15 protein-coding genes and 19 tRNA genes are annotated in these 21834 nt (G+C 43.8%); 32 read left to right on the top strand and 2 right to left on the bottom strand.

Going from position 1 to position 21834, the window contains the following annotated elements:
* Positions 1-174 precede the first annotated feature (174 nt).
* The 8 genes from ACFQI7_RS27925 (at position 175) to ACFQI7_RS27890 (ending at position 11697) form a co-directional block, all read left to right on the top strand.
* Complete coding sequence (locus ACFQI7_RS27925; protein ID WP_218101277.1) at positions 175-1467, top strand: hypothetical protein; 1293 nt, start codon at positions 175-177, stop codon at positions 1465-1467.
* On the top strand, positions 1467-3440 hold the full coding sequence (locus tag ACFQI7_RS27920; protein ID WP_218101278.1) for an McrB family protein: 1974 nt from the start codon (positions 1467-1469) through the stop codon (positions 3438-3440). The genes ACFQI7_RS27925 and ACFQI7_RS27920 overlap by 1 nt, the downstream gene beginning before the upstream one ends.
* Positions 3430-5247: a hypothetical protein gene (locus tag ACFQI7_RS27915; protein WP_218101279.1), complete on the top strand. Its 1818-nt coding sequence runs from the start codon at positions 3430-3432 to the stop codon at positions 5245-5247. The genes ACFQI7_RS27920 and ACFQI7_RS27915 overlap by 11 nt, the downstream gene beginning before the upstream one ends.
* Before the next feature lie 344 nt (positions 5248-5591).
* Positions 5592-7028 (top strand): hypothetical protein, encoded by a 1437-nt coding sequence (locus tag ACFQI7_RS27910; protein WP_218101280.1) that lies wholly within the window; start codon positions 5592-5594, stop codon positions 7026-7028.
* A gap of 398 nt (positions 7029-7426) precedes the next feature.
* Complete coding sequence (locus ACFQI7_RS27905; RefSeq protein ID WP_218101281.1) at positions 7427-8386, top strand: 3'-5' exoribonuclease YhaM family protein; 960 nt, start codon at positions 7427-7429, stop codon at positions 8384-8386.
* A gap of 274 nt (positions 8387-8660) precedes the next feature.
* A complete protein-coding gene (locus ACFQI7_RS27900; RefSeq protein WP_218101282.1) occupies positions 8661-9260 on the top strand; it encodes a hypothetical protein in 600 nt (199 codons plus the stop codon).
* Positions 9257-9985, top strand: a complete 729-nt coding sequence (locus ACFQI7_RS27895) for a hypothetical protein (RefSeq protein WP_218101283.1) — start codon at positions 9257-9259, stop codon at positions 9983-9985. Before ACFQI7_RS27900 ends, ACFQI7_RS27895 begins: the two co-directional genes overlap by 4 nt.
* Positions 9986-10356: 371 nt before the next feature.
* Entirely contained in the window at positions 10357-11697 is a 1341-nt protein-coding gene (locus ACFQI7_RS27890) for an ABC transporter substrate-binding protein (protein WP_218101284.1), read from the top strand.
* 569 nt (positions 11698-12266) lie between these two features.
* Here the strand turns inward: ACFQI7_RS27890 and ACFQI7_RS27885 are convergent.
* Positions 12267-12947 (bottom strand): hypothetical protein, encoded by a 681-nt coding sequence (locus ACFQI7_RS27885; RefSeq protein ID WP_218101285.1) that lies wholly within the window; start codon positions 12945-12947, stop codon positions 12267-12269.
* A gap of 165 nt (positions 12948-13112) precedes the next feature.
* Positions 13113-13409, bottom strand: a complete 297-nt coding sequence (locus ACFQI7_RS27880; protein ID WP_218101286.1) for a hypothetical protein — start codon at positions 13407-13409, stop codon at positions 13113-13115.
* Between the two features lie 766 nt (positions 13410-14175).
* Between ACFQI7_RS27880 and ACFQI7_RS27875 the strand changes: the two genes are divergently transcribed.
* From ACFQI7_RS27875 to ACFQI7_RS27760, 24 genes are all read left to right on the top strand, one after another.
* A complete protein-coding gene (locus ACFQI7_RS27875; protein WP_218101287.1) occupies positions 14176-14769 on the top strand; it encodes a hypothetical protein in 594 nt (197 codons plus the stop codon).
* Positions 14770-15386: 617 nt separating this feature from the next.
* Entirely contained in the window at positions 15387-15617 is a 231-nt protein-coding gene (locus ACFQI7_RS27870) for a hypothetical protein (protein ID WP_218101288.1), read from the top strand.
* A 198-nt stretch (positions 15618-15815) separates the two neighbouring features.
* Positions 15816-15906: transfer RNA gene (locus tag ACFQI7_RS27865), tRNA-Ser, on the top strand.
* Positions 15907-15909: 3 nt separating this feature from the next.
* Positions 15910-15983, top strand: a tRNA-Cys gene (locus ACFQI7_RS27860).
* A gap of 10 nt (positions 15984-15993) precedes the next feature.
* Positions 15994-16070 (top strand) — tRNA-Glu (locus tag ACFQI7_RS27855).
* A gap of 4 nt (positions 16071-16074) precedes the next feature.
* Positions 16075-16148, top strand: a tRNA-Gly gene (locus tag ACFQI7_RS27850).
* 2 nt (positions 16149-16150) lie between these two features.
* Positions 16151-16226, top strand: a tRNA-Phe gene (locus ACFQI7_RS27845).
* Between the two features lie 2 nt (positions 16227-16228).
* Positions 16229-16300 (top strand) — tRNA-His (locus tag ACFQI7_RS27840).
* A gap of 10 nt (positions 16301-16310) precedes the next feature.
* Positions 16311-16385 (top strand) — tRNA-Gln (locus tag ACFQI7_RS27835).
* Between the two features lies 1 nt (position 16386).
* Positions 16387-16475, top strand: a tRNA-Leu gene (locus ACFQI7_RS27830).
* Between the two features lie 133 nt (positions 16476-16608).
* Positions 16609-16684, top strand: a tRNA-Lys gene (locus tag ACFQI7_RS27825).
* Between the two features lie 5 nt (positions 16685-16689).
* A tRNA-Tyr gene (locus tag ACFQI7_RS27820) sits at positions 16690-16775 on the top strand.
* A 1-nt stretch (position 16776) separates the two neighbouring features.
* Positions 16777-16853 (top strand) — tRNA-Pro (locus ACFQI7_RS27815).
* A gap of 61 nt (positions 16854-16914) precedes the next feature.
* Positions 16915-16989, top strand: a tRNA-Ile gene (locus ACFQI7_RS27810).
* An 8-nt stretch (positions 16990-16997) separates the two neighbouring features.
* A tRNA-Asn gene (locus ACFQI7_RS27805) sits at positions 16998-17072 on the top strand.
* Between the two features lies 1 nt (position 17073).
* A tRNA-Ala gene (locus ACFQI7_RS27800) sits at positions 17074-17146 on the top strand.
* Positions 17147-17235: 89 nt separating this feature from the next.
* A tRNA-Gln gene (locus ACFQI7_RS27795) sits at positions 17236-17311 on the top strand.
* Positions 17312-17470: 159 nt separating this feature from the next.
* Positions 17471-17544, top strand: a tRNA-Lys gene (locus ACFQI7_RS27790).
* 12 nt (positions 17545-17556) lie between these two features.
* A tRNA-Leu gene (locus ACFQI7_RS27785) sits at positions 17557-17642 on the top strand.
* Positions 17643-17646: 4 nt separating this feature from the next.
* Positions 17647-17724 (top strand) — tRNA-Pro (locus tag ACFQI7_RS27780).
* An 89-nt stretch (positions 17725-17813) separates the two neighbouring features.
* Positions 17814-17889, top strand: a tRNA-Ile gene (locus ACFQI7_RS27775).
* A gap of 47 nt (positions 17890-17936) precedes the next feature.
* Entirely contained in the window at positions 17937-18515 is a 579-nt protein-coding gene (locus tag ACFQI7_RS27770) for a ribonuclease H-like YkuK family protein (RefSeq protein WP_218101289.1), read from the top strand.
* 380 nt (positions 18516-18895) lie between these two features.
* Positions 18896-20122: an RtcB family protein gene (locus tag ACFQI7_RS27765; RefSeq protein WP_218101290.1), complete on the top strand. Its 1227-nt coding sequence runs from the start codon at positions 18896-18898 to the stop codon at positions 20120-20122.
* Between the two features lie 583 nt (positions 20123-20705).
* Complete coding sequence (locus tag ACFQI7_RS27760) at positions 20706-21812, top strand: slipin family protein (RefSeq protein ID WP_218101291.1); 1107 nt, start codon at positions 20706-20708, stop codon at positions 21810-21812.
* Positions 21813-21834 lie beyond the last annotated feature (22 nt).

The raw sequence follows: 21834 nt of genomic DNA, 5'->3' as shown, positions 1-21834 counted from the left end.
ACCCGGCAACTGCAGCCCCTATCCAAACTCCATTTTCAATCGCATTGATATGTGCTTAACCGTTTTGCGACACTAACATATGCGCATGTTACTAATATAGCTTATATTTCCAGTAATTTCGTTGTCCGATATATACGAAAATGGTAGAATTATGGGTAGACTGGAGGCGTGTATATGCATGAGAGCGAGTGGTTGCCGCAGCTATTATCTAAGCATGATTTGCTGCAGATATGCAACCTGTTTAATTTGTCTGTGCCTGGATTTCGAAGCGACAAGCTATCCAGCAGACCCGAAGAACAACTGAGGCTCATCGTCACACAGGCGCTAAAAAATGGCATTGGGGCAAAGAAAAACGGGAGCGGAAAAATACTCACAGAAACGTTTTTTTCTAAAATTGTCGACGAGATGGATGATTTGATTCAACCTCAATGGAAAAACTTAAGTTTTGAAAGTATAGTGGATGAACTTGATATATCCGTTGCCATTCGTCCCTATCAAAAATTGGCTTTTATTCGTGAGTGGTTCCCTGACAAATACGCCAGCCACGTAGAAACAATTCGTCAAAACGTCATCGAAAAACAGGAATTGTTTCACAGCATTTCAAAAATTAATGACAGCGATTTCGTCGACCGCATCATCCAAGATCTCAAGAAGGACGTAGATTTCCCCGAATCTAATGAATACCTTCAATTCATTGAGCAGATCGGGGTGACGGCGCGGTGGGAACAGATCAAGAGCACCCTTGCAGGAAAACATACTGATCGCGAGCGCTTGATGTTTATCTCTGGTCTGACTTCACTTGACCGTTTCTTGGGAATTATCGCAGTAAAAGACGACTACGAACCTTTACGACCAGTGGCCTACAGCCTTTACGTAAAGGAACGCGAGAAAGCATACCAAAGTGAATATGCAAGGGTTTACGACGAAAGCGCTGCCACGATGCAGCTAGCGACCAGACTAACCAAAGAGCTTGAAGAACAAACTGACGAAAATACGAAATTAACAGAACAAATAGAGATATTGACATGGGAAATTAAGAGGTTAAAGGATGCGAGGGAAGAGGATGTACAACGTGAGGATGCACTTCAGAAAGAGCTGGGAGAACAACGAAAAGCTAGAGAATATGCGGAACAATTTAAGGAGCTTTTTGAGGAACTAGTACCCGAATCCAGTGAAGCGATGATTATTACAGATAAACCGGACCCGAGAATCAAACAGGTTTTCAATAAGTGTATCTTCTCTAAAAATTTCCTATTAAAAGAAAAGCTAAACGGAAACATACATAACTTGAAGTCAAAAATTTGGTTCATTGATCGGCAATCGTTTCGAAGTACAAGGGAATGGGTATTGCTGAAACAGTTTCTGGACGAAAACGACTTTTTCTATGAGGAATATAACGACTACCTTGAATTGCTGAGGCGCTACATGCAAGTAATTCAAAGCGATGATACGGAGGATTATAACTGATGACCTTGATAAACGAAAAAATGATAGACGAAAAAACAAAACGAGAGATCAATAGTTGTTACATTTTGGGGCGCCTAGCTGATGAGTCTGATCCTGACCATCTCCCGGCGCTTGGGGTTGAGCGAAAGTCAGTAACCAAAAGCAATCGAAATGATGTCGTTGTATTTTATTTGCAGGCAGTAAGTGACGAACCCAAGCTTTTGAAAAATACACTTGAAAAGCAGCAAAAAGATTGTTATGTATCCTTTGACGACCGAAATTACCGGTACCTGCAGAGTATTAAATACTATGATCAAACCGATAAAGTGCAGTACCTGCGTGAGCATCTAGAAGGAAAGCTGATTTTATTCAAACCCAAGCTGTCGGTGAGAAATGACAACACGGGTCACCGCTATCATTACAATTTTGATATTGTTTTGGTTTCAGAAGATGCCGCGGAGAACAATTACTATGTGGCGGTCCCTCAGGTAAAAAAAGGTGTACCCGCTGCGCGGTTCGAGAGATCCTTGGTTGATAAATCGCCGGTCCAACTGCCGGAGTATCCAAGCTATATGGAAGTTCCTGAGTTTATCTTATGTGATGGTCAACTCTATTTTATTCCAGAGCAGGATATTTTGGAGACCGGAAATAACATCAACTTGTATTACGCGAGAAAACCGCATCTAATAAAAAAGCTGCCTCTTAGTGAGCTTCAAGATTTTTGGGATCACATGAAATGTGCTTACCGGGAGTTAGGTTTCTTGCCTGATCAATATGCAGGCCTTCTGCGCGATAAATTCCATCATCAAGGAAAATCAATTGTGCAGAATGAGGCGCTTGCGGCAGCACCCAAAAAAGAAGAAAAGGCAAAAATGCCTGAGACGCTCAGCGAATCTGATTTCATTTCTCGGTTAAAGTTCTTTGCTGAAGACGAAGAATTGATTTATCAGGAAGAGGAAGCACTCGTTAACTTCCATACGGCACTCAAAACAGGCAATATGGCAGTGCTTGGAGGCATGAGCGGCACCGGCAAAACGCAGCTCGCGCTGCTCTATGCCAAAGCACTCGGGCTGAAAAAAGACGAAAATCTGCTAATTGTGCCGATTTCGCCTGCCTACACAGAGCCATCGGACATCCTTGGGTACCACAATCATCAGATGGGACTATATATGGAAAGCGAAACAGGCTTGGTTTCTTTTTTAGAGCGGGCAAGCCGAAATAAAAACGAACTGCACATGGTGCTTTTTGACGAGATGAACTTGGGTCAGGTGGAGCATTATTTTTCTCCATTTGTATCCTTGCTCGAGATGCCGAAAGATCAGAGAGAACTGCAGCTTTTTAGTAAAGATGCGATTTGTCACAATAAAAATCAAAGCCGTGTGATTCCGATTCAAGATAATGTCCTGTTTGTGGGAACGGCTAATTTTGATGAGACGACAAAAGATTTTTCCAACCGTATGCTTGACCGGATGAACGTTATTTTTCTTGAAAAGCTCGGTTTTGGCGCATCGCTGGAGAAAGAAACGGAGACGAAAGATTTCGATAGGCAAACAAAAGTAAACCGCAAAATCTACCGCGAAGACTGGCTGTCCAAACCTGCTTCCCTTGAGGAGCATGAAATATCACTCCTAGATCGGCTCCATGAGCTGATGAGAGAATACGATAGTCAGGCCGGCGTAAGTTTCCGAATCGCCAAAGGCATCGGTATGTATCTTTCGAATATTCCGGAAGTGAGTGAAGGGAATCCTTTTGTTACAAGACAAACGGGTCTCGATTACCAAATCAAGCAGCGCATTCTCACAAAAATCCGTGGTCATCGGGAACAAATCCAGGAGCTGGTCGGCACGTACGAGCTGGACAGTAACAAATATCAGCCTGGACTTATCGCCCGTTTGCTGATGGAAGAAGGGGATGGTGAAGAAGAATTTAAATCATCTATCAATTTCTTAAAGCAAAAAGCCAAGGAGATTACGAGGAACGGGTATGCGTTATAATGCTGATTCACTCCCATTTGAGGTAGAATTTTTCACGGGTGCTACACCATCCAGCACTCAAAAGGTAGCTGAGTTTTGGAGCCGCGGCGCGGTTTCGCCAAAGTCGATTGACCATTTGGTGAGTATAAAAGAGGGAGTCCAAATCGGTGCCCGGTTGTTTGCTAAAGATGGCTTTGAAAAAGATGACAAGGCTAGACTTGTCATCCAAAGCGGTACCTATGATGAAGAAGGAAAGCAAATCGAAATTAACATTCACATCACAAGCCAAGGGACCATGGAGTACATCTTTAACCATGAGCGAAATCAGATTTTCCCTTGGCGGCTTGGGGTTTATTTTTTTGATGTTCATTTTGGTGATGCGATTTACAGTTCTGCGATCTTTGTATCTCCCATCCACTTATCTACAAGTCAGGTTCAGTATATGCATCTGCTTTTGGAGCAGGAAGTTGAAGGGATTTGCTATGATCTGATCTATACATCCAAGTCTACCGGCAATGAACATGAATTTTTGAACTCCAAATCGTATTACGACTATGTGCTTCGGCTGATGAACGAAAAGCACAATATCGATGCGGCTCTTTACGCACTCCAGCGAAATTTGATTACCCAGGTCAAAACAGACTATCAGGAAGGTCCTTCAGAAAAAAAAGTTGATCATAAGAGCCTGCGCTGGAAAGCAGTGCGGGGTGAGTCATTCAGCTTAAACAAGAAAAAAAACCTCACCTGTGACATTCCGGCTAACCAGTGGATTAAACACGTCCTGTTATTTTGGAAGCAAGATCTTGCTTATATTGAAAAAGATATAGATGAGGACTGTAAGCAGCTTCAGCTGCTCATCCGCTCCAAGGAAGAGGAGAAGCGTTCCAACGAGGAAAGAAAGCGGAATTGGTGGAATGATCGAGAACTTTCCCAAGAATCAAGGGACTCTATGAAATCGATCATGCATCGAATTGAGGACGACATCAAAAAAGCGGAACGACAGCTCAACATCTTGACCCGCTGGAATCAGCTCGTAAAAAACCTTATTGGTCGTTTTGGATATCTACTTTCTTCCACTGAACTGTCTATCGTCACAAGAGCCCGGAGCAAGCCACAGTTGAAGGATCAAAATTACCGGAAGCTAACCGAGCTCTATGAAAAAAGCAGCACTTTACTGATCGGAAACAGCAAGAGCAATCATGTGGTTCCTATTTTAAAGCCGACTTGGAAAATTTACGAGCAGTTTGTCTATTTCCAAGTCATAGATATCCTGCGCAAATGCGGTTTTTCGGTTCGACCTTGCTGCGATGTGGAGAGTCTGCGCGATATGGCATCGGGTCATTGCATAGAACTTGAAGATGATGAAACCATCTTGCATGTATGGTATGACAAGCATGTCTATATCAAAGAAGATGCTGTTGCCTCAGGCGATATGTTTTTTTCCTCCAGGCTGATTCAACCGGATATCCGCATTGATATGTACAAAAAAGAACAACGACCGGTGTTTCTGTCTACACTCGCAATGGATGCCAAACACCGCCGATATAAATCGCTACATAATGAAAATTTTACAAGCAATGTTTCTTCACAGATGTTACGATACGCTCAAATTTTTTACCGCGGCGAATACACCGCCGCAAGCCGCCGACGCCCGGTAGTCAGCAGCGTGCTATGCGTTTATTCACGGGATAGCGAAGCGCCGATCAAAAAAGAGGAATTGCCTATTGTTTTTATCCAGCTCTTCCCGGAAATCGATCACGACCAATTGACTGGATATAAAGAACTCATGGGAGAAATTCATGAGTGGCTGAAGGAATATGTGGATTAGCCCAATGGGAGGTTATTAACTATGGCGGAAACCTTAGAGAAAGCGGGCAACTCACAGAAGATCACGAGAGAAGGAAAAAGTGAAACGAAAAGAAGAAAAAGAAAACGCAAAGAATAGCGTATGCCACTCGATTGAGCATGAATTACGAACAAAACATCGGGTCGGAGGAAAAACAAAGTCATTAAAAGTACTTTATCGTAAATCAGGACAGCCGGCCAGATCAATCGGCTGCCTTTTTTACGATACTTTTACTCATAATTGAAGTTTCTCTTCGAGCGGCCTGCCCGCTTGATGCTGAAGCGCTCCCGCGGGATATATACAAAAGTTTTGAAGAGGTGACAATATTGAAACGTGTTTCCTTAATCGAATACGAAAAGCCACGCATTTTAGCAGTTGATTTTACTTCAGAGCAAGTTAATCGAATACAAAATGCCGGTTATCAGGTGTTACGTGCGTCAAGTGGTGTTTTAGTTGATTCGGCGGGTCAATATTCCATTCCTTGCTCTATTCATGATGTGGACATCTGCTTAATCCATTTGAGAGATAATTCTTTTCGAACCTCAAAAAACAGAGTACGGGCAGATACTTCAATTGAAGCTTCTCCCTGCTTCCAAGCCTTATTGCAATCAGTGTGGGATAGAAGTGGATATACAATAGTTTTCATTGATGAAAAGACCCATCCTCTTGAATTCGATGAAATAGGTATTCTTAATCTTGGTGTTATTGATATTGACCGGGTTTATCATCCAAGCTCTGTTTCTTCTGTGAATAGGAAGCATGCGACTATTTCGTTTCCATTGTTTAAAGGACAAGACCTTTTAATAAATACTAACAACCCTATTGGTATAATCTATGACCATTACAAATCTTACGCTCAACATAAAGTTATCTCTGTTAGCAAAGATATTCAATTCAGCAATAATAATGAACCAATTTATGATTTTTTGCATGATTGGGTTGTCGTAAATGGTGGAAATAAGCGAGAAGCATTATGTCTTGAAGTACGAAAAATCGATCATGATGGTAAACAAGTCAGCGGCATCGCGATACTGCCAAGTTTCGGTGATAAAACAGCTGATGTAAGTATTCAAATAATAAGAGATCATGTCGCCAGTATATCACCAAGTCTGTTTTCTAAATCACCGCAAAGCTGGGTCGAAAATTATAAGCCTTTGCCGGTGACGAAAATTGAACAAGAATTGGATGCATTTGTAGAAGATGCAAAGAGGAAAATTATTGAATTTGAAAGGAACATTGAAATCACACACGAAAATTATGAGTGGCTCGACAGGCTACTAATTGGCGAAGGCGATGAATTTTCAAAAGCGGTTCAACAATCTTTGGTATTTTTGGGATTTAAAGTTATTGACGTGGATAGCCTTCCAACAACAGGAAATGCAAAGAGAGAAGATTTTCGAATAGAAGATGCGGCCGATGCATTCTTTGCCATAGGCGAGGCAAAGGCCACGAAGCGTGGAGCGAATAACGATATGGTCATGGATATACTCTCTCATAAAGCGCGGTATATGAGTGAGTTTAAAGTTTATGATTTGTCTGCCTTCTTATTTATTAATCACTCTAATCTATTGGAACCGTCTAAGCGACATGACTTTTATAAAAGAGAAGACTATCGAAGCCGATTGAAAGAAAACAAAATATCTGCTATCGATTCCTGCTATTTACATAATCTTTGCCAGCGAGTTTTAGGTGGAGAAATAAATGAACAAGAAGCAAGGGATCTTTTAAAACAAAACCATCCAGTCCTCAGTCTTCAAAAGTGAGAGGAACAAGATTCAAAGCGCATATGTTTGTGTCGCGGTGTGACGACACAAACATATGCGCTTAATCGTTTTGCGACACCAACATATGCGCATAATTGCGGTTGGCTTTCCGTACATCGAAAGTAGCAGCTTAGTTAACGGAGTACGTTTGTATGGAGCTGCACTATCGGCCAGCCGGGCATGATAGCGTAAAAACCAGTGTTTAGTAACGTAAAGGTTGCCGGACGACACGGCGGCCCCGGGTTATTATGATAGTGGATCCCAAAGTATCCAATATGAAAAGTGATGGTTCAATATTGACTACAATGAATATATTTATTAGATCTGGAATAAAAGGTATTTAGTCAGTAATTGTTGAAATACTAGTAGTCATTTTTGATAGGGAATGAGGAACATATATGACGTTGATTCGGACTTTCACTGAAGGTGACGAAATTACCGGCTTTTACTTACTAAAGAAAGCTGATTTAAAACAAACAAACGCCAGTCCACCAAAAGAATATTTTGATTTCGTAATTGCCGATACAAGTGGAGAAATTCCGGCCAAGATGTGGGAAGTTTCTTCAGCCGACAAAGAGACATATTTCCCGATGATGCTAGTTAAGGTAAACGGTCTTGTTCAAATGTACCGGGAGAAGCCGCAGCTGAAAATAATGAGGATTCGCAAAGCGACTGAAGAAGACGGGTATTCATTAACGGATTTCGTAAGATCCGCACCGATACAGCCGATCGATTTGGTTCACATAATAAAGAAGACGGCATCCAGTATCCAAGATGGTGATATTCAGAGTATTGTTCAGTTCTGTATAGCAAAAGTTGAAGAAAAACTCATGCATTATCCTGCGGCGAAAGGGATGCATCATGCTTATTATGCCGGCTTAGCATATCACATCTGCCGCATGCTCGAACTCGGTGAATTCGTAGCAAAGCAGCGTCCGTTCCTTAACCAAGATTTAATCAAAGCCGGTATTATATTGCATGATATTGCCAAGCCTGAAGAAATGATTTCTGAGCTTGGGGTCGTGACAGACTACAGCTTAAGGGGGAAACTACTGGGCCACATTTCCATGGCGGCTAACTGGATCACTGAAGCAACTGTAGCAATGGGTATGGATACGACCAGTGAGAAGCTCGTGGTTCTTCAGCATTTGGTTCTGTCCCATCACAATTTAGGAGAATGGGGAAGTCCGGTTCAACCGCAAGTCCCGGAAGCCGTGGCCTTACACTACATCGATCAATTGGATGCAAAACTGCAGGCAGTAGAAGATGCACTTGATACAATGCCAGATAACGAATCATGGACGGCTCCAATTCGAGTTATTGAAAACAAATCGATCTATCGGGTGAAACGTGACTAAAAGGCGTTCGCGGCGGTAGCATAGGCGACGGTATCGCCTGCAGCGTCTCTTCGGAGGGTGCTTTGTCTTTTATTTGAATACTCTTGCCTGGCTCTTAAAGCAGCTCAACAAAAATAAACCCGCTCCATATCAATGAGGCGGGTTCTTCGTGTACAAAGAAAAGAGGGCGGACTATTGGATACAACGTTTGGATTGATAATATAGTGCTAAAGATGCAGGAAATATTTTCTACCCACCGAATAAGTATTTTATTGTCGATAGGGGGTATTTCCATATGCCGTTTTTCAAAATAGCCGACCGTTATGCTTTTCTTCATATTGAGAACTACAATAAGTTAAACGAAATTGCATTAAAAGATAAAACAGCTAAATGGCGGTTCGACAGTCATGTCCATGGCAGGAAAGAGGCTAATGAAGCCCAGAAGCTTAGGGAAAAAACACTGCATCACTTGTATAAGACATCATCCAGTTTCGTTGACTTCTACTGTGAGTGGATTCACTTTGATCTTTCGGATCGAGATTTGATTAATCATGAGGTACCTTTTCTTTTATACGATTATGGCTGTATTAATGAATTTTTCGCCTATAGGAAGGTAAAGGAAGGTATACAAGAGGAGCTGTTCCCTGATCTTTACTATGATAAAGATGCAACATATCAGCTTTATCTCATTACCACAAACAAGAAATTGTTTGGCAAACAGGAGCAGCACATCATCTTCTCGACCATGATAAACACCAATGAAATCATTTCGATCACAGGTGAACTAAAGGAATTTATTATCGAGCTGCCAACATCTTATATTATTTGCAGCGAGTATTTAAAAGTGGTACAGAAACAACAAGTTTGCGTTGTAAAGGATGGTAAAACTTCATGAATATCGATTGGGGAACATTTTTTGTTTCAGTACCCACTACGCTTGTTATTGTCGGAGGATTCTTTAAGCTCGCAGTCAATTCTTTTATAGATAACAAATTTAAAGAAAGACTTGAAACTCATAAGAAGGAATTACAGTTGATTGTGGAAGCTAACAAATTTGATTATCAAAGAAAGATCGCTGATTTTAATTTGTATACAGCTAAAAGGCATGAATCATATATGGATTTATATGATAAGGTCTTGTTGGCCGATGGTTATATCCGTTCTTTAATGGGGTTTCAAAATAGACCCGATTATAGAGAGTATGGATTAGAAGACTTAGAAAAATGGCTTAAAAGCTTTAATCTATTATCAAATAAAATTGAGGAGTTTAAGAATAAATGGACTAAGACTGAAGGCGTAGATAAAACTAGAGAGAGGCAGGAACTTCATAGAGAGATTGGAAATTACATTAGAATGGTCGAGGTTCAAGTAGCGAACCTTAAACTAAGTGAGGCTAAGAACTATTTTTTATCCAAGAGGTTGTACTTTTCGGATGAGGTTATAGTGCTTACTTCAGCTATAATTGCTGATTTAAACAATTTTTCAACTAGAGTCGAATATCTACGCGCGCATCAGGAGCCATTTCTCGATAGGCAAAGTTTAGAACAGGCCATTGAGAACAATTTAGAATCAGTGAGAAAAAAAATAAAAGCAGAGCTAAGCGTTGGTGACTACAATTAATTCATGCTGAAAACCTTGATCAATTTTAAGAGTGTAATAAAAGAAATGACACTAAATTAGAAGAGGGGGCTGGACGGTGCCGTGCTCCCGGTCTATTATTTTAATTACGTAAAACAGCAGTTTGATGAAATAAAATCCGGCTAAGTCATTCGTATTTGATGCCATACTACTAGGATAGGAGAAATTGAGTACATTTCCGAGTAGCGTTATAGTGCCCCCATCATTTCCCTAATTATTCATACATTCCTACCGTGCCTAATTTATAGTAATACATAAACATTTTTCGATAATAGCACAACATTATTTCAGATTCCGATATGATACAATTCATGTAGTAAGCGCTTTCATATATAAAAAAAGGTGGGAACGCAATGAAAGTATCAAACTGTTTGGCTACAATATTGGCCCTAAGTATGCTGGTTACTGCATGTTCAAGCGGCGGAACTCAAGGAACAGGAAAATCTGGCGAAAACAACAACAAGCCCGCAGAACTTGTAAAGCGAGAGCCGACCGAAATTGTTTTCGCGTCGGAGCTGGGTAAAACTCCGGAAGATTTTGAAAAAGAAATCGGCGATCCGCTTCGAAAGAAATTCCCTTGGCTTACGGTTACTTACATTGAGCGTGGTACCGGAAAAGATATTACCGATCTTCTTACGGCCGGGACACCGCCGGATATTTATTGGTATGTATATAATCGTTTTCCTAACAAGATTCAAAGCTTGGGCCTCGAATACGATATGACGGATCTTATCAAAAAATACAAATTCGATACGAGCCGCCTGGAATCGGCATCGCTGAAAGCTTTGGATCAGTTTACCGGCGGCAAAGGCATATATGGATTGCCGTTCGTATCCAGCACTTCTGTTATGTTTTATAATAAGGACATTTTTAACAAATTCGGCGTACCTTATCCGAAAGACGGAATGACATGGGAGGAAGTGCTTGATTTAGCCAAAAAAATGACCCGGAACTTTGACGGGACAAGTTACCGGGGACTGGCATCATTCCACGCTTATCTTTTGAGGGAGAATCCGCAGGGCTTGAAGCCGATTGATCCGAAGACCGGGAAGGCAAGCTTGAACACGGAAGAATGGAAGAAATTATTCCAAAGCCTGCTGCGTATTTATGAAATTCCCGGCAATATGAGGCCGAAATCAAGAGCTACGAACCCGGAACTTCAAGCGTTTGCCAAAGATCAGAACATCGCGATGGCTGTATTGAACAATGACCTCAACCACGTAAAATTAATTCCCGAAGGCATGAACTGGGATGTTGTTTCCATGCCGACTTATGCGGATAAACCGAAGACGGCGGACCAAGCGTCCCCTTGGATGTACAGCATCATGTCGACAAGCAAGCAGAAGGAAGCGGCCTTTGAGGTGCTATCTTATCTGTTATCGGATGAGTTTTTATTGAATGAATCGAAGCGCGGCGTTCGCACCCCAACGACGAATGAGCAGATCAAAAAAGCGTTTGGCTCCGACTCGCCATTTTTCAAAGGCAAAAACGTAGGGGCGTACTACTATCACCAATCCGCCCAACCGCCTTCGGTGAGCGGCAATCCGCAAATCATGTCTCTAATTTTGGATGCAGACACCGTCGTTAACAATAAATTCCTCGATATCATCCTCGATGGGAAAGATATTAATACCGCGCTGCGTGAAGGGGATGAGGAAATAAATAAGTTGATTGAAAAGGCGCAGAAAAAATAATCGAGTTCAAGCCTGCTCAGCGCGGTAATCGAAATTTCAACACCGCGCCTTACAAATCAAATTCAAACGTAAAGCGGTCGAGCAGGATGCGTCATTTTTGCTCGACCGCTTTATGTTTGCCGCCCCAATAAGAAACGGATCTAGCTTAAAAGCCCAACAGGATCGCCGTCTTATCGTCGGGGCGGATGCGGCTGCTTCGTCCCAATCTTCCATTCCAGCATGTACGGCTCGATTACCGCTCTCCAGCAATTAATGAAAAACGGCTTCATGGCTGCCTCCGGGTAAACCATTCCGTCTGAGACCCGAAACAAAAAAAAGAACGGCATATCCGCAGCACCGTCCGTTTGCCGGTTACGTTATGGATTTGCCGTTCTGCTCAGATCGGCCAGCTTATTTATCGTTTGCCAATTGCGTGTACAGCCGGCTCCCGACGATTTTCGGGGCCAGAAACACCGACATTCGTGAGGGCTTTTTTGAAAATGACGGAAAGCCCGTCGTCGTCCGAAAAGCGTGAAGAACCTGTTCCTTCTTATTTTTTTCTATTATAATAATTTGACGAATTTAAGTTTTCAAGCGGATTCTGATTCACTGACATAACCTAATATGGTGAGTATTTCATTACTCTTTGTAAGTATATCCGGTATTGATCTCCAATAAATTTGATTCACACTAATTGGCTCTGCAAATCCATCAAAATGCGGTGAATCTAAAAAAAATCTGTAACCTAGATCATTGAAGTTTGCTTGACCTTTTTTTCTTATTTCAAGCTGATAGGCGTCTTCAGTAAATTTAGACTTATTATCCAGCACTTTAGTTACTTGCTGAATTAATTTCAATCTAAACACGTATGATCCATTTGAGGACGCATAGTCTCTACCATCTACACTCTTCCACATAATTCGCTTATTAAAGTTACTGTTATTCGGTCGGTTTTTATTATACAACTCATAAAAGTGATCAACAGTACTGAACATTATTTTATCTGTCAGTATCACATCTTCGCCTATTTTATAAATAAATTCATAGCAGCATTTGTCGTCAGGAAATGAAGATATATCGCATGCGATTATCGAAATTAACCAAATTGATTCATAGCATACTAAACTTGCTTCAAAAAAATAAGCATCACTTGGAAGATGCGAAAGAATGCCGCGTACAATCCGTTCGCCATACTTAATTGATAGCAATTTGTCATAGTCAAGAATCCCGGAAGTTGTAACTAGATCATAAATGTCCGGCTGGTTCGACATAAAACCCCTCACTCACAGTACTAGATTATCAATCTACCATTATCCATTTAGTTCCTCATGACGTGAAAATCATACTTTGAGATAATATTAATTGTTATCGTAATAACTCCAAAGAATGCTACATCAGCGATTGTGGGCATCATAAGAAAGTTTCTTTTGAGACTTTCAATGCTCATAGAACTGTTTAGTATTCATATCAGGTGCAAGTTCGCTATGTAAATCTCCAAGTACCCGGAGAAGGTCTATATTACGTTCTCTATACGGAGTTGTATATGCCTTATGGCTATACTGTACGGACGCAACAACACCTTTGTCGAGTGAAACGATTTCTGTAGAACTACGGTCGAGTAATTCTTTATGAATATAGAAAAATGCCTCGTTGAGCTCTTCTCTAGTTAAATTATGAAACGCCAAATCCAGTTTAAGCACATCAGTTATAAGAGATGGTTTTCTACTCTGCAAGGGATTCACCCTCAATCTCGTATTTTAAATCAACTATTATCCATTTATTCCCTCACGGTCTGAAAATATACTTTTACTTTGATTACGTCAAGAATCATTTTGATGAATTTAAATTAGCGACCATCACGCATGTTTCGACGAGCCGGTATTTTGAAGAAATTGGTATCTTAAAAAACCGATCCTGAGATCGGCTTTTCAGTGGAACGAAAGTCAAGATCTCGAGCTAAGTTTGGGGCTTTGCATTTTTTGTCGGTGCTAGGAGGGCAAAAGGATTAGCTATAAGGAAGCCACTATGCACCAGGGTAGAGTGTGAAGTTTGCTTTCGGTACGGGAAGTGAATGTTTGTGCTGAATCATAGGGTAGGGGACACAAAGGCTAACTCTAGTAAGAACTCTAGTATGAAATGATAGATTGAGGGAATGCTATATTCTAAGGAGGTGGAATGAGTATGAAACTTTCAAAGAAAAGAGCACTTAATCAATATCATTTTCTTATGTACGTTAAAACAGGGGATCTAAAATACTTAAAGAAGATACAATAAGATGAACAAGACACCGTCTGTTTTGGGCGGTGTTTGACTCTTTTTAACCCACCTCAGGGAACCTATTCGGGTGGTTTTTTCGATTTTAACAAACTAGCTTATTAACACGGAGCTCTAAAACATTGCTTTTTTTAGCTTTTTTCAGTTATAGTAAATCAACATAGCATATCAAATATTCAAATAACTGAATATATAATAGTATTCAGATTTTGACAAGGGAAGGGTTTGTTTGACGATTATATGCTTGATGAAAACGATATCTATTGTATAACAAGAAAAGATCTTATTGACTATGGAATTCAATTTCTAGACGGAGTGGGAAGTTATAGTATTTGCAAAGTGTGTATAAAAAACGGTGGTTCTTGCTGCAACTTTTGTTCTCATTTAAAAAACGGAGTGGGGTGTCAAAGTAGAAACATAAGTTGTACGTCCTGGTTATGCGGTTACTTAAAACTACTTTTTTATTCAGCAGGACTACTTAAAGGTTGGAATGCATTATGGGACGAAGTCCCAGGCATAGATTTTAGAAAGGATTATACCCCTCCACTTATAAAAATGAAGGTGCACCTGCACCTTGAAGTACCGCGTTTAAAAGAATTAGGCGAGGCATTAGCTGCTGATCTTAAATCTAAGTTGAGTAGAGATGAAGATAATCTTGATTTCATTGTACTGAAGGAAGATTTAGACGATCTTATTGATGAGATTCACTTTGCTGAAAATTCTACTGTTGCATCTTTCTATAAAAGAAGACTTGATCACATACTCAAAGACTTTACTGAATTCCGTCGATCTGTAATACGCATGAAATTACAGAATTAAGGAGGAGGGTCTTAGGAGGTGTTCAAAACAAATGATCTTAGTTTAAACAACAAATTTACTTCGCAGAATACAGGTTCTGCGAAGTAAATTTTAGAAAATGACTGGATAATTTGGTTGAGGTAAAACATCCCGGCATGCTTATCTATGATGAAAATCCACTTGACATTAAAGTTGTAATTGATTTATGATGAGGAAAATTTAGGTGCATGGAAAGGAGCGTGAGCGAGGATGAAAACGGCCATATATCCATTTGGATATGAGTGCATTCAGCAGTGGAGCCTATCGGAAGGCGACCATTTATTTCTTAATTCCCAAAAGCCTCATACCTCGCCACGCGGCCTTTTTTCGATATCCCTATCCCCCTAACGAAAGGGAGGAACTGTAGGCAAAATAGCGTCATTTTTGACGTTTTTGTCCGGATATGAAAAGACCGCTGGAATATTAGCGGTCTTTTTTCTTTCACGGGAATTTGGATAAATGATGAAATAAAATAAAAAAAAGGGTTGACAGTAAAAATAACCCATGGTATTATCACATCAGTAAAGCGGTAAAACATTAAAGTAATAACGCATGAAAGTATTTGGCGCGAAATCCACGAAGAAAGGAAGGGATAGGCCATGAGAAAGCCGTTATTTATGAATCCATGTAAGCAGTCTTATCAGCAGCAGCCATTTGGCTATCAAGAGATTACGATCAATCATGAGTATGCCGATTTTTGGCGCGAACATGGCATTAATGGGCAATTTTTGAGCTTCCTTAAAGCCTATATCCATCCGATCAATCGTAGCTTTTACGTGCCACGTTTGGGCCGTTCGATCCTTAAAAGAGGAGGAACGGTGCTAACGTGATCTTGAATCGCGGACCGTTCTGAATCTGAATCCGTTGATCCATAGATTTTGTACGTATAAGGCTACTTGCACTCAAGCAAGTGGTCCATTTGTGTTTGTCTTCTTTCGGGCGAGGTTCTCCGATAAACGACTCAAATGGTACCACGGCGGGGCGAGTAGCTTTTTCTATACACAAAAAAGAACATATGTTCCTCTCGTGAAGAGGTGGCAGAGTCCGGTTTATTGTATTCGTCTTGAAAACGAAAGAGGTTAGCGGACTCCAAGGGTTCGAATCCCTTTCTCTCCTCCATATGGACCGATGGCGAAGTTGGCTAACGCGGCGATCTGCAAAATCGTCAATCGCAGGTTCGATTCCTGCTCGGTCCTTCAAAGATTTGGCGCATTAGGCAAGCGGGTAAGCCACACGACTTTCACTCGTGCATTCGGTGGGTTCGAATCCCCCATGCGTCACCAACACGTGGAATTAGTTTAACGGTAGAACGGGTGCCTTCCAAGCATTAAGAATGGGTTCGATTCCCGTATTCCGCTCCAATGGTTCGGTAGCTCAGTTGGTAGAGCGATGGCCTGAAAAGCCATGCGCCGCTGGTTCGATTCCAGCCCGGACCACCATGGAGATCATGGCGAAATGGCCAACGCGACGGGTTGTGGCCCCGTTATCGCCGGTTCGATTCCGGTTGGTCTCCCTTAAAATATTGCCTCTTAGCCAAGTTGGTAAGGCAGCGGTCTTTGAAGCCGCGATCCCAGGTTCGAGCCCTGGAGGGGCAGCCATGCGGCTGTGATGGAATGGCAGACATGCGGGCCTCAGACGCTCGTGCAGCGAAAGCTCACTTGTGGGTTCAAGTCCCACTGGCCGCACCAAAAGTACATATCGATCGGTTCGCAAAGTGTGAGTTGACCATTAGATGGGTTGATGGTGGTTGAACGAAACACGAGCTGTAAAAAATCGGTGGGAGTCTAACCCGCTCCTAGCAAGGATTTACCGTGACCACATGCTGGCGTAGCTCAATCGGTAGAGCAACTGACTTTTAATCAGTAGGTTGAAGGTTCGAACCCTTTCGCCGGCACCAAACTTGGGAGGATAGCGAAGAGGTCAAACGCAGCTGACTGTAAATCAGCTCCCTTCGGGGTTCGGCGGTTCAAACCCGTCTCCTCCCACCAACGGGATGTAGTTCAGCTTGGTAGAACGCTAGTTTCGGGTACTAGAGGCCATCGGTTCAAATCCGGTCATCCCGACCATAAACGAGCGTTGTCAGCGCAGAGGTCGTCAGGGGCTCAAATCCCCTTGGGGCCGCCATATGCTGTCGTAGCTCAGAAAGGTTAGAGCGTCCGGCTGATAACCGGGAGGCCAGTGGTTCAAGTCCACTCGACAGCATCATATTTAGGGATATAGCCAATCGGTAAGGCAGCGCACTGTTAATGCGTGACATGCAGGTTCGAGTCCTGCTATCCCTGCCATGGGGTCGTAGCTCAGTTGGAAGAGCAGCTGCTGTGCAAGCAGTAGGTCGGAGGTTCGATTCCTCTCGATTCCACCTAAATGTAGGGGTCCATGTTCCTTGGCCGGCGAGTCTGCCTCCAAAACAGACTGTGGTGGGTTCGATGCCCACGCCCCCTGCCATCTCGGGGTATAGAATAGCGGTCAAATTCACGGGACTTTGACTCCCGCATCTCCGGTTCGAATCCGGATGCCCCTGCCATCGGGACGCTTGAGGAAGTACATTCGTTCGCAAGTCGAATGGTTCGGTTCGCTGCCGAAGGTTCCGAAAATTAGCTTTTCCGTCCGTTGAAGCACGAACGACGGTTCGGATCGATCGGCTCCGTTTGAGAGCCGACATCGATAAAATGGACGGGTGCGTGGGCTTGTAGTTTAACTGGTAAAACACCCGACTCTTAATCGGCGAGAGTGTAGGTTCGAGTCCTGCCGGGCCCATATTTCTTCTTTGCGCCTCTGACGGAAATGGCAGACGTAGCGAGCTTAAAATTCGTGGTCGAAAGACACTGAGGGTTCGAATCCCTCGGGGCGCACCAATATCGGGAAGTAGCTCAGTTTGGTCAGAGCACCTGCCTTGGGAGCAGGGGGCCGCATGTTCAAATCATGTCTTCCCGACCATATGAGATATGACGGAATGGCAGACGTAGTGCTTGAGGAGCTGCGGATTCAAAGACCGTGGGAGTTCGAGTCTCCTTATTCCCATTTCAGCGCCTTTAGTTTAATGGCGAAGCAGTCCGGCTCATAACCGGCCATATGATGGTCCGAGTCCATCAGGGCATACCAATTTACAATGAAAGGAAGAAGCCAACCTTGCGTTACAGGTGAACCCCATGAAGACAAAAATACGACAATTCCCATTGATTCATGAAACGACATTCCGCAATAGGACTGAACAGAACCTTGAGTTTCGCGACGTCATGGACAGGATTTCACGTTTCATCGAGAGCGACCCAAGGGCGGTTTATGATCTCGTGGTTACGACCGATTCCCAGACCCATTCTGGGCATACGAAAGCAGTTACTTATGTAGTGGCATACCGCGTCGGACGTGGGGCCTGGCTATGCAGCCGGCAAATTATTTTACCGCGGGAAATTCGCTCTGTTCACGAAAAATTGTCACTGGAAACGACCTTTTCACAGGAGATTGCCGCACTGTTCGGTTTTGCCGAACGCGATCGTCTCGAAAGCATCATTCTGCCTTATCTCGACCAAGGAGCTGATATTCGGTTCATGGTGGATATCGATGGTGGTGCGGGTACGAAAAATAAGACGGCAGCTTACGTTGCTGAAATGGTTGGTCGAATTGAGGCAATGGGTTTGATCGCAAGGGTTAAGCCTGAATCGGTAATGGTGAGTATCGCTGACCGCGAGACGAAAAGACCTTATCGTTTACGAGTTGCTTCTACTTAGCGTTATCTAACAGATTCTGGAGGGAGGAAGATCCTTCCGATCATCGGCAGGGCGGCAGGAAAGCAGAACTTATGAGCTATGAGTGCGGTAGCATGAATGGAGCACGGCGACGGTGCTTTTGGCTACTAAACTTATCAGAACCGCAATTTTTTGTTACCTGTCACGCTGCCACTTATATTCGTGCCAAAGGATATCTCTGATAATGAGAATCAAAGAAAGTTAGCTTTCATAAGTTTAGCAGCAGAATGGAAAAATTTCTCGAACGTCGTAATACTTTTGCCATGTACGTTTGCCCTGTAATCAACGATTCTAATACTAGAAAGTCGTCAAGCGCGGCATTGCAGGAAATTTGGAAAGACAATAAAGAGGAGATGTTTATCATGGCTTATCAATCAATAGATGGAGTTCGGGTTTGGGGCAATCCTGATGAGGGGGCGCTTGCCCAGGCTAAGAGGTGTGCGGAAACCGGGCGGGTCGTACAGGCTCTGCTCATGGCTGATCATCACAAAGGATACAGTCAGCCGATCGGAGGGGTTATCGCCTATAACGGGCAAATTTCACCATCAGGAGTGGGCTACGATATCGCCTGCGGGAATAAAGCGGTAAGAACGAATCTCCGCATGGAAGATGCCCTTCCGCATATTTCCCGCTGGATGGATGAAATTGCCCGTAAGGTTTCGTGCGGGATCGGGCGCGCAAACAGCGAGAAGGTCGATCATGATTTGTTCGACGATCCGGATTGGGCGGTTTATGCAACTGTGGGCAAACAGGAGCACGACAAGTTGAAGGCATTGGCCCGTGACCAGTTAGGTACGGTGGGGAGCGGCAATCATTTTGTCGATTTGTTTGTGGAGGAAGCGACCGGGGCGATTTGGATTGCGAATCATTTTGGCAGTCGCGGCTTCGGCCATAAGACGGCCAGTGGGTTCTTGAATCTGGCGGCTGGCAGAAGGTTCCTTGATAATGCCCCTGGAGAGAGCATGGATCAACCGCCTGTATTGCTCGATTTGAGCAGTGAGGTTGGCGATATGTATTACCGAGCAATGAAGCTTGCCGGCCGTTACGCTTATGCGGGACGCGATTATGTGATCGGGCAAGTGCTTTCGATTCTGGGGGCGGAGGCAGAGTTCGAAGTGCATAACCATCATAATTTTGCCTGGATGGAGGAGCATGAAGGCAAACAAACGGTGGTTGTCCGCAAAGGAGCCACCCCTTCGGCTCCCGGGCAGATCGGGTTTATCGGCGGCAGTATGGGCGACATCTCCGTGATTGTCCAGGGGAAAGATTCTGACGAGAATCGGGCGGCCTGCTACAGCACGGTGCACGGAGCTGGACGAATCATGAGTCGGACCCAGGCGGCGGGCAAAATGAACTGGAAAACGCGCACACGCAGCGGCGGGCTTATCTCCCCGGAGAAGATGATGGAGGCTGTCCGCAACTACGGCGTGGAGCTCCGTGGCGCAGGAACGGATGAAAGTCCGTTCGTATATCGGAAGCTGCAGGAAGTATTGGATGCCCATTCGGAGACGATCGCAATTCTTCATGTATTGAAACCGATTGGCGTATGTATGGCGGGGGCGGACGAGTTTGATCCTTACAAGGATTGAATCGTTAACTTGCCTTGTACGAGATGGTTATCGTTTGAATGTTGCTGAAACTATAATCCTCTCACAATAAGTATCGGGTATCACGGCGGAATGCCGTCTACTATAAATTTGGATGATGTCGAGAGGGCCGTTACCTAGGCAGGGATTTCCAGACGATCCTGCAGTACTTGTTCACCCTGTGAACAGGTATCCTGTAGCGCTACCTTCGGCATCATTCCTTAAAGTGTCATGGGTTCGAATCCCATATCGCATTCACGGCGATTAGCTCAGTGGTAGAGCACTCGACTGGTAATCGAGAGATTTCAATCAAAGGGACCTTTTCGGCGGGAATCCTCTGCACACCTTCGGGTGGGCGCTGAGGAAGGAGCTTTGCAGCCGGCGGATACCGGAGCGGAAAGAGTTTCTGCGCCACGTAACAATGGAATGATCAACTGTGGTCTGAAGTTGGGCCGCATCGACATCATTCGAAGTTTCGGGGGCAGATATCGATTTCCGACCCTTAAGCGCGGCTCCGCTTCTGACTCAGGAGGATCCCCAACAAAAGGACACATCACACATGCATCCGTTTAGTGAGGAGGTCAACATGCTAAAGAAAATTATCGTCAAAACCGACGAACGAGGATTGTTGTTCAAGAAAGGCAGTTATGTGATGCATCTGCAGCCGGGAATTTATCGACTCACCCCTTTATCTGACGATGCGGTCGTGCTGCTGAGCGTTTCAAAGCCTTTTACCGTACAGGGGAAAGAGCTGAACTTGTTTCTTCGGGATGAGCGGCTGCTGGAGGAGCTAACTGTTATCGATGTTCAAGATCATGAATACGTACTTCATTACGAGGATGGAAAGTTCGTCTCGCTGCTGACAGCTGGCAAATACGCATTCTGGAATGTGCTTAAGAAGCATGACTTTGTCCGGGTAGATATTCGTCAGCCGGAGGTGGGGCCAGAGGTGGATAAGGCGATCTTGCCGAAAGTAGCGGGATATTACTATACTTCCGAAGTGGCCAGCCACGAGACGGGAATGCTCTTCTACAACAACGTGATGCAGAAGGTGCTGGCGCCGGGGAAATATTACTTCTGGAAGGGACCTGTTTTGGCGTCGCTAAAAACCGTGGATTTGCGGCAGCAGCAGCTCGATATGACCGGACAGGAGATCATGACGGAAGACAAGGTGACGCTGCGCCTGAATTTCGTCTGCCAGTATAAAATCATCAATCCGTTGCGGGCGCTGGAGATCAAGTCCTTCGAGGATCAAGTTTATATTTTGCTGCAGCTAATACTGCGTGAATATGTCGGCACACTGAAGCTTGATGACCTGCTGCGGATGAAGCAGGAAATTGCCGCATTCGTATTATCTCGCCTGAATGAAAAGAGCGAGGACTATGGGGTTATGTTCCTTTCCGCAGGCGTCAAGGACATTATTCTTCCTGGCGATATCAAAGAGATTCTCAACACGGTGCTGCTCGCAGAGAAGAAGGCTCAGGCGAACCTGATTACCCGCCGCGAGGAAACGGCTTCGACCCGCAGTCTGCTTAACACAGCCAAACTGATGGACGAGAATCAGACGCTGTTCCGGTTAAAAGAGCTCGAGTTCCTCGAAAAAATTTGCGAAAAAATCGGGACGATTTCGCTCACCGGCGGGGGAAATTTGCTGGAGCAGCTGAATTCTCTGCTTGGAGGAGCCAAACAATGATCATAGGAAGTCTGAAGAACCG

The sequence above is a fragment of the Paenibacillus allorhizosphaerae genome (assembly GCF_042659105.1).
Classification (GTDB): domain Bacteria; phylum Bacillota; class Bacilli; order Paenibacillales; family NBRC-103111; genus Paenibacillus_G; species Paenibacillus_G allorhizosphaerae.
This window is presented reverse-complemented; position numbering and strand designations above follow the sequence as displayed.